The organism is Clostridium lamae (genome assembly GCF_033043255.1).
Lineage (GTDB): Bacteria > Bacillota > Clostridia > Clostridiales > Clostridiaceae > Clostridium > Clostridium lamae.
The window spans coordinates 21,821-40,773 of record NZ_JASCQJ010000013.1; the positions used below are offsets into that span (position 1 = coordinate 21,821).

Sequence of the window (18,953 nt, forward strand, 5' to 3'; positions counted from 1 at the left end):
TGGAGAAATTTAAAATAAATACATTTTCCTGAATTAAGCATTAAAGATTTTTATAAGGTTTTCTTTTGTTCTATAATCACAAAAGGCTGCTTGTACATTATTTCTATAAATTTCTTTATATTCATCTAAAGTCATATTGAATGTATTTATCACATTATTAGTTTCTTCATTTAAAGATATATTTGAAACTGTTCTATTATCAGTACTAATGTTTACTTTTATTCCATCCTTATGATATTTATATATAGGATGCTCACTATACATATTCACAGCTTTTGTATCAATATTACTCTTTGGACACATTTCTAAAGTAACTCCCAAGTCCTTTACTAAATTATAAGCTTCTTCATCATTATAAATAAATAAACCATGTCCAATTCTTTCTGCTCCTAAGAGCTTTATAGCATCTCTTACATTCTTCCCAAAGCCTGTTTCACCTGCATGAATAGTAACTCTAAATCCTTTTTCCTTAGCCAATTTTATTGCATCTACATATTCATAAACAAAGTCTTCTCTTTCTGCAGCTGCTAAATCTATTGCAACAACACCTTTTCCAAGAAATTTTTCTCCTGCTTCTATAGACTCATATACATGTTCCAATCCTAATCCTCTTATACAAGATACTATTATATTTCCCTTTATATCATAAATCTTTTCTGCATCTCTAATTCCTTCAATTACACTTTGGATTACTTCCTCTAATTTAAGTCCTTTTTTTATATGAAAAATTGGAGCAAATCTCACTTCTATATATTTAACATTTTCATTTGCTGCATCTTCCAATAATTCATATGCTGCTCTTCTTAAGTTTTCTCTAGTTTGTAATACCATATTAGGTAAATCAAACTTTTGTAAATATTCATCTAAAGAACTACATGTCTCTCCAACTGTCAATAAATTTTTTACGTAGCCATATTCATAACTTTCTAAAACTATCTCTTCCTTTTTAGCAAACTCTATAACAGTTTCAACTCTTAGACTTCCATCTAAATGACAATGTAATTCTACTTTTGGCAACTTACTAATATCCAAACAATCACTTCCTTTTTTATATAAAAAAAATTCCTGACTACGAAGAAATCACAAATAAATGATTTCCTCGTAATCAAGAATTATTGGTTCTTGGTAGAGACCCCTAAACCGTATTATTAGGGTTATACGAAGTATTTTATATTCCTTTTAAATTATACTAATTTTAACACAAATACTAAAATAGTCAATAAAAAATTATACTTTTTTGTCCTTCATAATAATAAATACTCGTTGTAGTATTATAAATAAACATAAAAGTGCTGCAATAACAATTTTTGTCCACCAAGAGCTCAATGTTCCTTCAAAAATTATTATAGTTTGTATAACTCCCTGTGTAAGTACTCCAAGCAAAGTTCCAAATACGTATCCAACTCCACCTGTTAACATTATTCCCCCTATTACAGCTGATGCAATTGCATCCATTTCTAAACCAACTGTATGTTGTCCATAACCTGATAACATATAAAAACTAAATACAACTCCTGCAAGTGCTGAACAAAATCCACTTAAGGTATAAACTAAAATCTTCGTCCTATCAACATGTAGTCCCATAAGTCTTGCTGATTGCTCATTTCCACCAATTGCATATACTGCCCTTCCAAACTTTGTGTACTGTAGTATATATATTGCTAAGACTAAAACTACTATGGCAATAACTACACCCCAGGAAATAAATCCATCACCAATTTTTATTCTAGCTTGGCTTATTTTTGAATAAGTTTCATTAGTAATAGTTATAGTATCTATACTTACAAGGTAACATAACCCTCTAGCCAAAAACATTCCTGCAAGTGTTGCTATAAAAGGCTGAATTTTAAATTTTGTTACTAAAATACCCATCAATGTTCCAAAAACACATCCAATTAGAAGCATAAATAAAATAACAATCCAAGGATTCCAACCCCTATTTTCAAGAAGATCTGCAGATAGCATACATACAAAAGCAATTACGGCTCCAACAGATATATCTATACCACCAGTAATAAGAACAAATGTAACACCAATGGCTGTTATAAGTAGAAAGGCATTATCAATAAGCAAATTCAAGAATGTTTGTAGTCTAAAGAAACCTGTATATTTAAAAGTTCCAAAAGCACATAAACCTAAAAATAGAATTACTGTTATAAATATAGGTAAGTATTTAGTTTGTAATATTTTGTTTTTCAACACTAGTAAGTTTTGCACTATTAATCCCCCTCTTCTTATCAATCAAATTCCTAAAAATAGTTCTAAATTGTTCAGATTGTAATAAACAAATAGTAATTACAACTAAAGCTTTTACAACTAATGTAACTTCAGGTGGAACACCAAAAGAGTAAATAGTAGTTGTTAGACTTTGAATAATCAATGCGCCAACCATACTACAAGGAATAGAAAACTTACCTCCTGACATAGGATTTCCTCCAATAGCAACAGCTAAAATTGCATCTAGTTCTACATATAGACCTAAATTATTGGCATCAGCAGATTTAATATTAGAGCTTAATAGTATAGCTGCAATACCTGCACATAAACCTGATATTGTATAAACAAAAACCTTAATCCAATCAACTTTAATCCCAACATATTTACTTGCTGTAGAATTACATCCTGAAGATTGTATAAATAATCCAAAGGCTGTTTTCTTAACAAGAAGTATTATAAGCAAAAGACAAATAGCTACTATATAAATAGAAAATGGTAATCCAAATAAATATCCTCCACCAAAAAAGAAATATGGCTTATAATAAATTGTAATTATCTGAGCCTTTGTTATAAGCTGTGCTATTCCTCTTCCAGCAACCATTAATATCATAGTTGCAATAATAGGCTGAATTCCAATTTTCCCTATTAATACACCATTCCAAAGACCGAGAAGGGAAGCTACTACTAGTCCAATAATAATTGCTAAAGGCATTGGAATTAGACTAACATATTCTTGAACTCCATCTACAAAACTCATTTCTCCACCAATTAAGCTTGCAACTATAGCTGCTGTAATTGCAATTACAGATCCAACTGAAATATCTGTACCAGAGGTTGCTATTACAAGGGTAAGACCTATAGATAAAATCATTAAAGGTGCACCTCTATTAACAATATCTATTAAGCTACCAAATAAATGTCCATCTCTCATTTCTATTTTGAAGAACCCTGGAGTAAAAAATAAATTAAATAATAAAACTAAGGTAAGTGCCACAAGAGGCCAGAATATTTGATGTTTCCTTATACTTTTTATTGCATTCATATTAATTACCTCCTGCTATAGTATTCATAATAATATTAGTTTCTAAATCCTTGTCCACAAGCTCTTTAATCTTAACTTTATCTCTTAAGACTATCAATCTACTACAAGTTCTAAGCATTTCGTCTAACTCTGAAGAAATAAATATTACCGAAATTCCTTGATTTGCAAAATCTAATACTAACTTTTGAATTTCAGCTTTTGTTCCAATATCTATTCCTCTTGTTGGCTCATCTAGTATTAAAAGCTTTGGTCTTGTTAATAACCACCTAGCCAAAATAACCTTTTGCTGATTGCCTCCACTTAACTCATTTACAAGTTTTTCTGCTGATGGAGTCTTAATATCTAAAAGTTTAATATATTCTTCTGCTATTTTCTCCTGTTCTTTAAGTGGAATATATTTAATCCATCCTCTTTTTACTTGAAGAGCTAAAATAATATTTTCTCTTATTGATAAATTAGGTATTACTCCTTCTTTCTTTCTATCTTCTGGACAATATGCAATTTCTTTTTTTATCGCCTCTAGAGGATTTTTTATTTTACTTTTCTTATTATTTATAGTTATCTCCCCTGTATCAGCCTTTTCTATTCCAAATAATAAATTAACTAATTCAGTTCTACCAGAACCTAATAATCCGGCTAATCCAAGAACTTCTCCCTTATAAATTACTGTATCAAGTGGTTCTAAAAGATTCTTCTTGCCTAAATTTACTGCCTTTAAAAATACTTCTCGTTCGGTTTTGTCTTCTATATTATCAATTGGCTTGATAATTGAATTTATCTCACCATAATCTTTTCCAATCATTTTCCCTACTAATTGAACCTTTGGCAATTCACTAGTTTCATACTCTCCAACTAATTTTCCATTCCTCAATACCGTAATCTTATCTGAAATTTCATATACTTGATCTAAGAAATGAGTAATAAATATAATTCCTATACCTTGAGATTTTAAATTCCTCATTATTTCAAATAACTTTTTAACTTCCCCTTCATCTAAACTAGCAGTTGGCTCATCTAAAATTAATATCTTAGCTTCAATATCAACAGCTCTTGCAATTGCAACCATTTGTTGAATAGCAATAGAATAACTATCTAAATTTTTTGTTACATCAATATCTATATTTAATTTTTTCATAGCTAAACTTGCTCTTTTATTTATTTCCTTCCAATTAATTCTTCCAAACTTCATAGGTTCTCTTCCAATAAATATATTTTCTGCTACAGAAATGTTATTACACAAGTTTACCTCTTGATATACTGTACTAATTCCAAGTTCCTGAGCTTCATATGTTGATTTTGGATTTATTTTATTATCTAAGAAAAGAATTTCTCCACTATATAACTTTTCAACTCCTGTTAATACCTTAATTAAAGTTGATTTTCCTGCTCCATTTTCCCCCATTAATGCATGGATTTCTCCTGCTCTTAAGGTGAATTCAACATCATCTAATGCCTTTACACCAGGAAACTCTATGCTTATATTTTTCATTTTTAGTAATATATCTTTTTCTTTCATAGCTACATCTCCTTTTTTGTTATATTTAACATAAGCTGTTGCAATAGTATTTTTTATGCAACAGCTTACATTAAATTAAAGAAAATTAATATAAATTAATATTTTCTATTTGGAAGATCGTCTGCTGCTGTATCTTGTCTATATACACCCTCTTCTGATGGTATAACCTTAGGAACTTCTTTTCCTGCAACTATATCTTCACAAACATCAAAGAATTGAGGTCCAAGTAGTGGATTACATTCTACTGTAACATTTAATTTTCCAGCTATCATAGCTTCAAAAGCACCTTTAACTGCATCAACTGAAACTATTTTTATATCTTCACCAGGTTTCTTTCCATACTCTTCAATAGCTTGTATAGCTCCTATTGCCATATCATCATTATGTGCAAATAAAGCTTGAATATTTTCTCCATCAGACTTTAAGAAAGCTTCCATAACTTCTTTACCCTTAGCTCTTGTAAAATCACCAGTTTGAGATTTAATAATTTTTATATCAGGATATTTTTCCTCTAATCTTTTTAAGAATCCTTCTTGTCTTCCAACAGCTGCTGAAGATCCAACAGTTCCTTGAAGTTCAACTATATTTCCCTTTGAATTTATTAATTTAGCAAGTTCATCTGCTGCCTTTATTCCTTCTTCTACGAAGTCAGATCCTAAATAACAAGCATATAAATCCTCTGGAACATCAGCTTTTCTATCAACTAATACTAGTGGAATTCCAGCATCTTTAACTTCTTTAAATACAGTTTCCCATCCAGATTCAACAACTGGAGATACACCTATAACGTCAACACCTTGAGCTATAAATGAACGTATAGCTTTTATTTGATTTTCTTGCTTTTGTTGAGCATCAGAGAATTTTAAATCAATGCCTCTTTTTTCAGCCTCTTCTTTAACAGAGTTAGTACATGCAGTTCTCCATTCACTTTCTGCTCCTAATTGTGCATATCCTACAACAAGTTTCTTATCTCCACTATCTTCCCCCTTAGGTTCCTCTTTACCACCAGAACATCCAATAGAAAGAGCCATAGCACTAGCTAAAACTAATGATAATAATTTTTTAACCTTCATTATAATCCCCCTTAATTTTTGATTACGATTACAATTAAATTCTAATATTTTTACCATTAAATGTATTTACAATAAACAAGCTTAATTTATAAAATTCTGCACAATAAAATAAAGGAGATAGATATTATATTCCTTGAGACCTCACAGGCTCCAAGTCGCCAGAATATAATATCTATCTCCTTATAAATCAAACTTTATCTAATTACAAATATAAAAATCCAAACTAAAAAAATAAATATTGCAGCACATAAATTAACAATAGCAACTACTTTATTTTTCTTCCAATTCTGAATGGCTTGAATCAATAATACTACACCCAGTAATGGTTCAAATACATTTATTGCATTTTCCCAGATACCAAAAATCTGCATACACGCTAATACTATTATGATTATCGAGCAAATAACAGAAATTATAGATAATACTTTCTTACTAGTACTTTTTGAGCTCCATACCTCTTTAATCATTCTCTTTATACCTCCTATATATTCCCATAACTACAAATTGGAATTTGCCTCTATCAATACTTATAAAAAACTCTCGTCCTCCGTTGGATAATGTTGTGGCAAAGTAATATACCATCTTGCACCAAATTTATCCATTACAACAGTTGCTAAAGGACTCCACGGAAATTCGCATACATCAGTTATAACTTTACCTTCCTTTTTCAAAATTGAAAAAATTCGATAAAACTCATCTTTTGACTTAACTGTATAACCCATCTCAATAGGATTATCATACGACAAGTTCATGCCATTAGGAAGGTTCTCATCATTTGCTTCCGCAACCGCGAGAAAAGGCTCACCATCCTTCAACAATTCTGAATGAAAGTAATTTCCGTCTTCATTTAGCACATGATATCCTACTTCAAGTCCAAATACATTACAATATAGCTCTACAGCTTCTTTACTGTTTTTTGCATAAATGCCTATTCCAATACTCATAATTCATCTTCTCCTAACTTAAAATATTGTAAATTCTGATCAGTCTCTACAAATTCTTATTTATATATGTTATCAGAATTATTCTTAGTTGGCATTATAATACAATTACTAACTTCCTATATATTAATTAATTTTTTTCATTAAATACATATATAAACTTTTCACCATTTTCAATTGTATCTTTCTTGTGAGTATTATCATACCCTATTAATTCTAAAGCTAAAATTTTATGCTCATCAATCTTGTTTATGGTGTACTTATATACTGCATCTCCGGAGTGTATTTCACTTCCTTGTACCTTCATTTCAGAAACACCATTTTTCCCATCACTTCTGAAGGTTTCCATAATTCCTTTTGAAATTTCTATATAATCCTTTGAATTTAATTGGTTAGGTATATCAAAATCTGTATTTATATCATTTCCATTGTATAGATACCATCTTCCATATAATTCTTCATATGATGAATTATATGGTTTCTCATATGAAACAAAAATTACTATCGTAAGTATTAATAAACAAATTAGTCCTATAACGCAAAACTTTTTATTCTTATCCATATAATCTCTCCTATTCTTATCTCCAAAGACTTGCTTTATTTTATTTTCAATAAACTTTTCAATAAAAATCCCTCTTATAAAAATTCTCATTTCCAAGTTTCTTTGCTGTAAGTCTAAATATAACGCAGCCATCTGGACATACAATATCCTTGCTGTATTCACTATCTCCTCCGATATTTTGTAAATCTCCACCACTTCTTACCGCTTCCATAATTGGGAACATAAGCATCATCACCTTAGAACAAATCCCCTGTCCCTCTGCATTTACAGGACATCCATAGGTACAAGTATACTTATCTCCTACTTCCTCACCATTTCGACAATACCCCTCTGTGTAGTCACTATGAAGAAATCCCGTTACCTCAATCTCAAATTCATATTCCTCATCATACCATTTTTTCATAATTCCCCTCCAAACTCTAATTTAAAAATAAACCTGTCTCTTCTTATAATTCTTACTGATTTCCTATAACTTGATGAATCCATAGTAGTTTAAAGTTACTAATTAATTAAATTTCTGAGTATCCTGTCTCACAATTACAGGGAACTTTTCAGGGAGCATCATAAGGCCAACAGTCTCGCCATCTTCATTTTCATATTTAACAAAATAATCTCCAAATCCATATGAGTATTCACCACTCTTAAATTTGAATCCTTTAGTAGGATAATTTATAGTAATATAAACTTGAGATGATACTCTTGCAACTATATTTGGTAAAATACCTGTAAAATGAAATACTATTAGGCAGGTTAGAATTATTCCTATTAGCACTGTTAAAGCTGTAGTTTTATATTTATTTTTCATTTACTTCCTCCTCAATACCAATACAAAAGGCAAATTGTACTATTTATTATTCGATAACTTATAATATTTTTCTTCATTTATATTCCATCTAAATGGTAAGCCAATTATATTGCCTATTAATAAACCAAAGAATAAACCTAAATTAAAGTCATTCCTTCTGAATACTGAATAGATTATCAAAATTACCAAACTCACTATACTATTAATTATAAGATTATATAAAACGTACTTTAATTTATATTTTTTCTATTCTTCAAAGCCCTCAATTAATTCTTCATCAATTCAAATCTATGGATAAGCCTCATTGGAATTTCATACACTTCAAGAGCAACAATGGTTCCTCTTATACTGCTAAAATTATCTCTAAAATAATCAAAAATACTGTTAAAATCACTTTTATCACAAACTGTTACTGTTGAATGAAACACTGGATAACCACATTTTACAGAGTATTCAAAGCCAAAACTCCCACAATATTCATCTAACTTTTGGTGGAAACCATAGTAAAAATCAACTAAAGGTGAGGAAATACATGGGCTTGCATATATTACATCAGTATTACAAGAATGTCCATGAGTATATACGCCCAAAGATTTAAACTCAATTTGTAAAGGTGCTTTTGATTTAGCATATTCCTCGAGCCAATTACAAAGAAGTGTTTCATCAATATCCTCATAAGCAGCAATAGTCATATGTGGTGCCCATGGCTTATCAGAATAATAACTTTTCTGTATAGAATAAGCTCTTTGCTTCCATCTCAAAAGTAATTCCTCTGTTTTTTCATCAAATCTAGCTATTACACAATACTTCTTCATTGTATATCCCCCTAATTAACTTTAATCTAATTATTCATTTTTATTTTAAGTTTATACATACAATATCCAATAAAATATCCTAAAAAGTTTATTAAAAAGCATATATAAGGGGATATTGAATTAAGCGTAGAAGACGTCTCATTTATTAAGTATCTTAATCCATATATGGGGGCACCGTACCAAATTATAATAGGTGCAAGAAGCATACCGTTAAAATTAAGAATTGAAATAAGTCCTATAAGCAAATAAGTAATAATGCTTATCCCCCAATATATTAAAGTAAATTTGATATATGATTTTTCGTTTTTCAAGCCACAATAAACGCTTAGTAAAAACCAAAGAATTAAAAATGTAGTAGATACTTTTAAATTTAAAATGGTTGCATTATTCCCCATAAGGTGGTTTCCAAAATTCAATATTATAGCTGGTATGGTTATTGTAATAATAAAAAAACTTAATGCATATCTCTTATTTATTTTCACTAAATCCCCCCGTTTTATATTTAATACTCTTATAAAATACTCATTTAATTCAATACTAACATAATTTGTAAATTAATTCTATTTATTCCTTAATCAATGCATAATGCATACTTTATAATGCATACTTTATAATGCATACTTTATGAAATAACTCAGACAAGCTAAAATAATGCATAATGCATAATTAATAATGCATAATTTATGGAATAACTCAGACAAGCTGAGTTATGAAATTTATAAATTCCGACACAGGAGGAATTTACACCTTAATTCTTTCATTTTTTCATTCTTTCATTACTTCCTTTTTCAAAACTCCGTTAGGAGTTTTCTCCTTAATTATTCATTGTGCATTACCCATTATGCATTTTCCTCTAGCAATAAGTTCTTTCACTTCGATTTTGCGAATGCAAAAGAGAATCTTCACTATTTTATTTAATGAATGACGATACAGAAGGAATTTACACATAAATTATCCATTACACACCTCAATCAATGCATAATGCATAATTGATAATGCATAATTTATGGAATAACTCAGACAAGCTGAGTTATGAAATTTATAAATTCCAAAGGAATTTAATCCATAATTTTTTCATTAATTCCTTTTTCAAAACTCCGTTAGGAGTTTTCACATTAATTATCAATTACGCATTATGCATTATCCATTTTGCGCTAGCAATAAGTTTTTTCATTCTTTCATTTTTTCATTCTTTCATTTTACAAAACTCCGATAGGAGTTTTATCCTTAATTATCCATTACGCATTATCCATTATGCATTCATAACCTCTGCTCCTAGTAGGCTCTGCTTAGCCACTCTATATCAAAGTTCTCTTCTTCAAAGATTTTTTCATCTGTGATTATCATGCTAGTTGAATCTTTTCCGCTTAATATATCCTTTGAAATCTTCATAATCTCTGGACCAATTAGCGGATTACATTCTATTATGCAATTGATTTTCCCATCCTTCATAGCTAGAATCCCTTGTTTTATAGCATCTATTGATATTATTTTTATATCAACTCCTGGCTCGAACCCAAAATCCTCAATTGCTTCTATTGCTCCAAGTGCCATATCATCATTATGAGAAAATACAACGATTTGTGAAGACTTACATTTTTTATATTCTTCTTTTAAAAAATTCTCCATGACTTTTTTCCCACCTTCAATGGTGTAGTTTCCATTTTCAGATGCTACTATTTCAATATTTCTATTAGAAGCATAAATTACTTCTTCAAATCCTATTTTTCTTTCTATTGATGGTGTAGATCCAAAAATACCCTTAATCTCAAAAACACTTATATTATCTTCTAAATTTTCTAAGCACCATTTCCCAGCTCTTCTACCTTGTTCTCTCATATCACTTCCTAAATAAGTATTGTATAAGGTTTTATCTTCTATATTAATAGTTCTATCAGATAAAATAACTGGAATATTAGCATCTTTTGCTTTCTTTAATACTTCTTCAAATCCATAATCCCTTACTGGTGAAAAAGCAATAATGTCTACCTTCATATCAATAAATTCATTTAATATCTTAATTTGATTTTCATAGCTTAAATCAGCTTTAGCATAAATTAAATTAATACCAAAATCCTTTGCTGCATTTTTTATAGATACTTCATTTGCTGCTCTCCATCCACCTTCATCACCAACATTACAAAAGCCTAATGTTATTTCTTCCTTTTCAACCTTATTTTCATTTTTAAACTTATATTCATCTATATTATTTTTAGTAATTAAGCTACTTCTTAAAATAACCTTCTTAGGAATCCCCTTTTCTTTATTTAAAATATCCATTGCATATTGAATTGCTTCTTTTCCACCTGTTGGACAAGTAAATGTACAATTAAGAATGTCTTTCTCAACTAAATTTAATCCACCAGTATCCCCAGTTAACCCATCTATACCAATAAACTTTACATCTTTTTTATAATTAGAACTTTTATAAGCATTATAAGCACCTAAAGCCATGGCATCACTATGTGCAAATACTAAATCAATATTATTATTTTCTTCAAAAATTCTTTTCATTTCATCTTCTGCTTCATCACGATTCCAATTCACACTTATATCTTTCATTAAATTAATATTGTTATATTCATTAATTTTACTTCTAAATCCACTACTTCTTTCTATGCTGGCATTAGAATATAAATTTCCCTTTATTTCAACAACATTACCGCCACTATCTTTTAATAAATCTACTACACAATTCCCAACTTGCTTTCCCAAAACACTATTATCAGGACCTATATACAAGGTATAGTCATACCCCTCTACACCTCTATCTAAAACTATTACTGGAATATTTTTATATACTTCTGCAACTTTTTCTGTTACATCCTTAGAATTAGATGGAGAAATAACTAATAAATCTATGTCATATTGCATAAGCTTATCAATATCATCAATTTGCTTACTTGAACTACCTACAGCATCTAAATATATAACTTGAAGATTATCATAATTACTAGCCTCTTTCTTTATTTCTTCATTAATTTTGATTTGCCAAGGCTCCATTAACTGTGATTGAGAAATACCAATTACAAAATTTTTTTCTTCATTATTTTCTTTGCCTAAAAAATTATTATAAAAAGTGACTATAACTGCAAATACTGAAAAAACTACAAGTAATATAAGCGCAAAAAAATAAACAAAATCTTCATACTTTATCTTCATTATTCATACACATCCTATAATCATTTGGAGATATCTTCATATGCTTTTTAAATACATTGCTAAAATAATGTTGAGTACTATATCCAACTAAATTAGCAATTTCATATATTTTGATATCCGAATCTTTCATAAGCTCTATAGAATTTTGAAGTCTAACATGAGTTAAATAATCAATAAAATTCATTCCAAGCTCTTTTTTTAATAACCTGGTTAAATAAGTTTGGCTAATTCCAAGTTTATTAGATAGTGTTTCTATAGATAAGTCTGAATCATAATAATTCCTGTTAATATACTTTTGTACTTCTAAAACAATTGGAGTCTTTTTGCTTTTTTCTATTACATTCTTTTTTAACTTATTAAATGTATCTTTAATATTTATTGGATCTTTATCTAATAATGAATTTTCTATTATAATATCAATATTAAATAATTTGCTTATATTTTCCTCTAACTCTATTAATGTTTCCTTCCACTTTTTTATAGATTCAACTTCTAAAATTATAACTATTCTTGATGCTGAATATTGAAATACATATGAATTTTTAAAACTACTTACAAAATCTCTTGATATATTTATGATTCCGAAAGATACTAGTTCTTTTTCATTTTTATTAACAATACCAACAAAATTCTTTTCTAATATTTTTATAAGAGCTAGTCCCATATTATTATTGTAATTAAAGTTGAAATTTTCCATTCTAAGCTTCAGTTCATCAGAATTCAATTTCCCACTAACCCAAGCTTTAAAGAAGTTATCCTTTAAATAAGAAATATTACTTTCAAGAACTTCTTTCTTAAAATTCTCTTTTTCATTTTCTTTTTTTCTTAAAATAAATTCTTCTTTTACTTTATTAATTAAATTCTTAAAATTCTCTCTATCTATTGGCTTTAAAATATAATCAAAAACCCTAAGCCTTAATGCTGCTTGAACATAATTAAATTCATCATATCCTGATACAATTACTATAATTGGATTAAATAAAACTTTATTTATTTCTTCTATTAACTGTATTCCATTTAAAAATGGCATACAAATATCAATAAATAATATATCTGGCTTTTTTTCTTTTACTAAACTTAAAGCTTCTTCCCCGTCCTCTGCTTCACCAACTAGTTCAAAATCATTTTCTTCCCAGTTTATTGTATTTTTAATACCTCTTCTTATCCTAGGTTCATCGTCAGCAATTAAAACTTTAATCAAAAATAACTCACCCCTATTCCTTATAATTATTTTCAAGTGGTAGCCTTATTTCTACCTTAGTAAAATCCCCCAGTTTACTACAATATCTTAATCCATATGAGGTTCCATAACTAAGCTTGATTCTAGTATTAACATTAGATATGCCATAACCAGATCCACTTTCAGAATCAATATAAAAACTGTTGCTTGTTTCTAACATAGAATTTATATTTTGAAGTCTTTCTTCTGATATTCCCGCTCCATCATCTTCAACAATAATAAGAATTTCATCATCCAACTTCCTAAAATTAATTCTTATATTTCCCTTTCCCCGCTTTTCTTTTATTCCATGATAAATAGCATTTTCTACTATAGGTTGTGTTATAAGTTTTAAAATTAAAATATCCAAAATATCTTCATCATAAGTTATCTCGTAGCCTAACTTATCTTCATATCTGTATTTTTGAATAGTTAAGTAACTATTAATATGCTCGATCTCATCTCTAAGCTTAATAAATTCCTTCCCTTTACTTAGCCCAATTCTAAATACCTTAGTTAAAGCTCCAACTAAATGTACAATCTCCTTTGCATTGTAATCTTCAGCCATCCAAGCTATAGTATCTAAAGTATTATATAAAAAGTGAGGCTTTATTTGAGATTGTAAGATTTCAATTTCTGCTTTTCTCTTGCTCCTTTGCTCTTTATAAACCATATTTATAAGCTCTTTGATCTCACTAACCATATGATTAAAACTATGACCAAGTTCTCCAAACTCATTGTTATACCTTTTATCTTCAAATTTTAAGTCTAAATCCCCTGATTCTACCCCCTTCATTAATGTTCTTAATTCCTTAATAGGAGTTACTATACTATTAGTAAATAAAAGAGAAAAGAATACAGCCAATAATAAAGTTGATATAGTTATAACCAACGTAAACCTTTCCATAACGGTTATATCTTTTGAAATATCCTTAAAAGAAAAAACTCCAATACTTTTCCATCCTGTTACATCACTTGTGTTATACATAATCTTAAAGGTTTCATTATTTATAGATTTTATAAAGCTTCCATAATCATTATTAAAATTATTATTACTTATTCTATATATAATAGGATTTACAGGTGAATAAACAATATTGTTGTTATTATCTAAAAGATAAAAGAATCCAGTTTCTCCAATATAATTGTCCCTTATTATATCATCAAACTTTTTTAAATTAATATCTGCCATAATAACACCAATTATATTATTTGTATCTTTATCTATAACTGCCTTGCTAATAGTAATAATATCCTCTGCACTATAGTTTTTATAAGATTTTAAATTTCTCCCAATAGGCTTACTAAAAAAATTAACTTTTTCCTCTTGATTTATTGCTTCTACATACCATATTTCTTTTGTTAATTTATCCCTTGTCTTTTTTTCAAGATCATTACTTATATATTTATCATCATTATTTACAACTAAAAGCCCAGCAATCTCAGAATTAACCTCTGTATATATACTTAAGCTCCTCTTAATTCTATCTTCTAGGATTTTCGCTTCATTTTCTGTTAATGTATCTTCTTGATTTAAGAAATTTATTATATCCTCAGAATTTGAAATATACATTAAAATATTTTCAACAGATTTAATATAATTATCTATATTAATTTCTATTTGATTTATCATTTGGCTAGTATGCTGATCAACCTTGCCTTCTACAATTCTTGTATAAACTAAATTAGAAAATACACCTAAAGTAGTTATAGGTAAAAACATGATAACTAAAAAGAATATTAAAAGTCTATTTCTTATAGTTTTCTTAAACATAATCTTCTGAATACCCCCTATATGAATTATACCTTTTGCTAACAGTAAATGGAATATTTTACAAATAAAAATAGTAGATAAATTATATAATTTATCTACTATCTTTATTTAAGAAGTATTGGTTCATTTTAATTATCCCTATAATCTATAGTTATTAAATAAGTCAATTGATTAAAATTTAAATGTATCAGGATCTGGTCCTGTTCTAAGATTTTTATTCATATCATCGATTAATTTAACTTCTTCATTAGTTATCTCAAAATCAAATACATCTGCATTTTCTTTAATTCTCTCTTCATGTACAGACTTAGGAAAAACTACAATTCCTTTTTGTAATAACCATCTAATTATTACTTGTGCCACTGATTTATTATACTTCTTACCTATTTCTTTTATCACATCGTTTTCTAAGCATACACCTGAACCAAGGGGAGACCATGCTTCTAACACTATTCCTTTTTCTTTACACATTGCTAAAATATCATTATCTTGCATTTGTGGGTTAAACTCCATTTGGTTAACAGCTGGAACAACCTCTGTATTATCTAATAAATCTTGAAGATGGTGGGTTTTAAAGTTTGAAACCCCAATTGCTTTAGCTCTTCCACTTTTATAAATCTCTTCCATAACCTTATAGGCTTTAATATACTTATCCTTAACTGGCCAATGTATTAAGTATAAATCTACATAATCTAATCCAAGCTTATTTAAACTAGATTCAAAGGCTTCCATTACTCTTTCATCTCTCATATCCTGATTCCACAACTTTGTTGTTATAAATAATTCTTCCCTTGGAATTCCACTTTCTCTTATTGCTTCACCAACAGCTTCCTCATTTTTGTATCCTGCTGCAGTATCTATATGTCTATAACCAGCTTTCAATGCAGCCAATACAGCTTTTTTTGTTTCTTCTCCAGTTCTCCAGACTCCAAGTCCAAACTGATAAATTCCATTCCCAGTATTCATTGTTATCTTACTATTTATATTCATAGTACACCTCCTAAGTAATTTATTACTTTTTATTATATCAAAAAAATTTAGAAAATAATGAAAATTAAAATTTTAACAATAAACCCCGCAGATATTATTGTAATATTTATGAAAGTATTCAATAAAAATATATTTAGATATAGATAAATTATTTTAGACTTTTTTAAAATATAATGATAAAATATATATATAATTATATTTTAGAGGTGGTTTAATGATTGGGTATTCAGATTCTAATGAGAATAAAATTAATAAACTCTTAAACTATGTTCATGCATTCTTTCTATCAAGTATATATTTTGGAATATGTAATATACTATTCATTTTACCAGTTTATTTATTAGAACTAAACTTCTATATTATATTTATATCCTTAGTATTTTTAGGTCCAGCTTTAGTTGCATTATGTTCTTTTATAAATAAACTAATCTTTGATGAATGTTTTGCAGTGACTAAAGAGTTTTTTAGAGGATATAAAAATAACTTCCTAAGTTCATTAAAAGTATGGATCCCTCTATTAATCATAGCTTCTATAATTATTTTCGATTTAAGATTATGTTTAGCAAATGGTAAATTCACATTATTAATTATCCCACTAACTATAATGTTAATAATAGATATAATTTTAATGTCATATTCATTAGTAATCATATCTAAATATAAGATTAAGACTTTAGATACTTTAAAGCTTTCATTATACCTTCTAATAAGAAACCCTTTTACTTCAATATTAAATTTAGCTATTATAATATTATGTACCTTTATTTTAATAAACTCTAAATCAATAATTGCATTTTTCATTGTAAGTATTGGTTGTTTTTTAGTTATAAAAAATATGAAGAATTTATTTTTCTTTATAGATAACACTTATTTAAAATAATAAATAATGTGAAAATATATTATTTAAATAATCAATAACAGAAAGGAGATTTCTTAGAGTTTTTATCTTCTCTAAGAATAATTACTACAGATATGATACATATAAAAGATTTAAAGGATGGTATTTCAGTTTTTAAAGCCCTAAGTTCAGAGGTAAGAATAGATATATTAAATTTGCTTTCTGAATATAAACAATTAAATATAAATGAATTATCTGAAAAGCTTAATTTAACCAACGGCGCTTTAACTATGCACATAAAAAAATTAGAAGAGTGTGGACTTATAGTTACAAATAATTTAACTGCTAAACATGGATTACAGAAGATTTGTTCTTTACATGAAGATAAAATTATAATAGATATGGAATTAGACACCCCTGAAAACTCTTATGATTTAGATTTATCTATAGGACACTATTCTTCTTACGAAATAGAGCCAACTTGTGGTATTGCAACTAAAGATAAGTTAATTGGTGAAGTTGATAATCCAAATTATTTTGCAGATCCAGAAAGAATAAATGCATCTATACTTTGGTTTACTAAAGGATTTATAGAATATAAAATTCCCAATTATTTAAAACCTACTCAAAAGTTTTCAGAAATTCAACTTTCTATGGAAATAAGTTCTGAAGCTCCTGGTATATGTAATGATTGGCCTTCTGATATTAACTTTTCTATAAATGATATAAATCTTGGAAGTTGGACCAGTCCTGGAGATTTCGGAGATAGCAAAGGCCTTCTTACCCCTTCTTGGTGGTTTCCAAATTGGAATCAATATGGACTTTTAAAATTGCTATCAATAAACCAATATGGGACTTTTATAGATGGATTAAAAATATCAGATGTAACATTAGACGATTTAAATTTAAGTTATAAAAGCGATCTTTCCTTAAAAATATCTGTTCCTGAAAGTGCAAAACATATAGGGGGGTTAACTATTTTTGGTAAAGATTTTGGAAACTACAATCAAGGTATCCATATGCGCGTTATATATAACTAAAAGTGGAGAAATAATTTATTCTCCACTTTTTTTATTAGTATATATTAATTTCATATCACTTATCCCTTAATACCAGTAATAGCAATAGATTCTATTATCCACTTTTGGAAGATTATAAAAACTATTATTATTGGTACCATTGACATAATGGATGCAGCCATAATTAGTGGAAAATCTGTTTGAATAGCGTATGTTGCATTAAAGGATTGTATAACCGTTTGTATCGTCATTCTTTCAGGTGTATTTATATATATAGAAGGAGCTAAGTAGTCGTTCCATATTCCCATAAACCAAAGAATAACTTGAGCTGATATTGCTGGCCCTGATAATGGTAATATTATCTTATAATATATTTTAAAGAATGAGCATCCTTCTAATCTTGCTGCTTCAATAAAATCAGTTGGTATGCTTTGCATGTATTGCCTTAAGAAGAATATCATACTAACATTACCAAATAATCCTGGAATTATTAATGGCTTTAATGTATCAACCCACCCTATTTTTGAAAAAATTATAAATTGAGGTATCATAATTATAGCGAAAGGAATCATCATAGTTCCAAGCAATGCTAAGAAAATAGTATTTTTATGTGGATATCTTAATTTGGCAAAAGAAAATGCTGCTAAGCTTGATGTAAATGTACCTATTGTAGTTACTAATACACATACTATTAAGCTATTTTTTAATCCACTTAATAAAGGTCCTTTTGTCCATATCTCTGAATATTTAATCCAATTAATTTCGGATGGTATCCATACTGGTGGCATTGCAAAGACTTCTAATTTGTTTTTTACTGAAGTTGATAACATCCAAATCAAAGGAACTATCATAACTAATGAGCCAGCTAAAAGTACTAAGAATAAAATAAAATTAACTAATTTATGCTGCTTTTTACGGCTATGGGTCTTTGTTTCTTTTTGATTTTTCTTAACACCTATATTTTTTTCAACATTTAGCAT

General features: G+C 28.2%; 18 protein-coding genes and 1 riboswitch. Of the genes, 2 read left to right on the forward strand and 16 right to left on the reverse strand.

The window, feature by feature from the left end:
- Positions 1-33 precede the first annotated feature (33 nt).
- The 15 genes from add to QK892_RS08485 form a co-directional block, all read right to left on the reverse strand.
- On the reverse strand, positions 34-1,032 hold the full coding sequence (gene add / locus QK892_RS08415; RefSeq protein WP_317273097.1) for an adenosine deaminase: 999 nt from the start codon (positions 1,030-1,032) through the stop codon (positions 34-36).
- A 50-nt stretch (positions 1,033-1,082) separates the two neighbouring features.
- A riboswitch (purine riboswitch) is annotated at positions 1,083-1,182 on the reverse strand.
- Positions 1,183-1,227: 45 nt separating this feature from the next.
- Positions 1,228-2,217 (reverse strand): galactofuranose ABC transporter, permease protein YjfF, encoded by a 990-nt coding sequence (gene yjfF / locus QK892_RS08420; RefSeq protein WP_317273098.1) that lies wholly within the window; start codon positions 2,215-2,217, stop codon positions 1,228-1,230.
- Entirely contained in the window at positions 2,174-3,259 is a 1,086-nt protein-coding gene (locus QK892_RS08425) for an ABC transporter permease (protein WP_317273099.1), read from the reverse strand. Before QK892_RS08425 ends, yjfF begins: the two co-directional genes overlap by 44 nt.
- Position 3,260: 1 nt before the next feature.
- A complete protein-coding gene (locus QK892_RS08430; protein ID WP_317273100.1) occupies positions 3,261-4,775 on the reverse strand; it encodes a sugar ABC transporter ATP-binding protein in 1,515 nt (504 codons plus the stop codon).
- Between the two features lie 95 nt (positions 4,776-4,870).
- A complete protein-coding gene (locus QK892_RS08435; protein WP_317273101.1) occupies positions 4,871-5,848 on the reverse strand; it encodes an ABC transporter substrate-binding protein in 978 nt (325 codons plus the stop codon).
- A gap of 194 nt (positions 5,849-6,042) precedes the next feature.
- The gene (locus QK892_RS08440) at positions 6,043-6,315 is read right to left on the reverse strand and encodes a DUF3953 domain-containing protein (protein WP_317273102.1); all 273 of its coding nucleotides are present in this window, start codon (positions 6,313-6,315) and stop codon (positions 6,043-6,045) included.
- Positions 6,316-6,375: 60 nt separating this feature from the next.
- Entirely contained in the window at positions 6,376-6,792 is a 417-nt protein-coding gene (locus QK892_RS08445) for a VOC family protein (protein ID WP_317273103.1), read from the reverse strand.
- A 127-nt stretch (positions 6,793-6,919) separates the two neighbouring features.
- On the reverse strand, positions 6,920-7,351 hold the full coding sequence (locus tag QK892_RS08450) for a hypothetical protein (protein ID WP_317273104.1): 432 nt from the start codon (positions 7,349-7,351) through the stop codon (positions 6,920-6,922).
- Positions 7,352-7,409: 58 nt separating this feature from the next.
- Positions 7,410-7,754 carry a TIGR04076 family protein gene (locus QK892_RS08455; protein ID WP_317273105.1) on the reverse strand — a complete coding sequence of 115 codons (345 nt, stop codon included), beginning with the start codon at positions 7,752-7,754 and terminating at the stop codon, positions 7,410-7,412.
- A 102-nt stretch (positions 7,755-7,856) separates the two neighbouring features.
- The gene (locus tag QK892_RS08460; RefSeq protein ID WP_317273106.1) at positions 7,857-8,156 is read right to left on the reverse strand and encodes a hypothetical protein; all 300 of its coding nucleotides are present in this window, start codon (positions 8,154-8,156) and stop codon (positions 7,857-7,859) included.
- Between the two features lie 266 nt (positions 8,157-8,422).
- Positions 8,423-8,971: a 2'-5' RNA ligase family protein gene (locus tag QK892_RS08465; protein ID WP_317273107.1), complete on the reverse strand. Its 549-nt coding sequence runs from the start codon at positions 8,969-8,971 to the stop codon at positions 8,423-8,425.
- Positions 8,972-10,246: 1,275 nt separating this feature from the next.
- Positions 10,247-12,133, reverse strand: a complete 1,887-nt coding sequence (locus tag QK892_RS08470) for a substrate-binding domain-containing protein (RefSeq protein WP_317273108.1) — start codon at positions 12,131-12,133, stop codon at positions 10,247-10,249.
- Complete coding sequence (locus QK892_RS08475; protein ID WP_317273109.1) at positions 12,117-13,334, reverse strand: response regulator transcription factor; 1,218 nt, start codon at positions 13,332-13,334, stop codon at positions 12,117-12,119. The genes QK892_RS08470 and QK892_RS08475 overlap by 17 nt, the downstream gene beginning before the upstream one ends.
- Before the next feature lie 13 nt (positions 13,335-13,347).
- Positions 13,348-15,126, reverse strand: a complete 1,779-nt coding sequence (locus QK892_RS08480) for a sensor histidine kinase (protein ID WP_317273110.1) — start codon at positions 15,124-15,126, stop codon at positions 13,348-13,350.
- Between the two features lie 171 nt (positions 15,127-15,297).
- Positions 15,298-16,116, reverse strand: a complete 819-nt coding sequence (locus QK892_RS08485; protein ID WP_317273111.1) for an aldo/keto reductase — start codon at positions 16,114-16,116, stop codon at positions 15,298-15,300.
- Between the two features lie 214 nt (positions 16,117-16,330).
- Between QK892_RS08485 and QK892_RS08490 the strand changes: the two genes are divergently transcribed.
- Positions 16,331-16,996, forward strand: coding sequence for a YesL family protein (locus QK892_RS08490; RefSeq protein ID WP_317273112.1), 666 nt, complete (start codon positions 16,331-16,333; stop codon positions 16,994-16,996).
- A gap of 92 nt (positions 16,997-17,088) precedes the next feature.
- Positions 17,089-17,994 carry an ArsR/SmtB family transcription factor gene (locus QK892_RS08495; protein WP_317273113.1) on the forward strand — a complete coding sequence of 302 codons (906 nt, stop codon included), beginning with the start codon at positions 17,089-17,091 and terminating at the stop codon, positions 17,992-17,994.
- 59 nt (positions 17,995-18,053) lie between these two features.
- Here the strand turns inward: QK892_RS08495 and QK892_RS08500 are convergent, their stop codons facing one another.
- Positions 18,054-18,953, reverse strand: coding sequence for a carbohydrate ABC transporter permease (locus QK892_RS08500; RefSeq protein ID WP_317273114.1), 900 nt, complete (start codon positions 18,951-18,953; stop codon positions 18,054-18,056).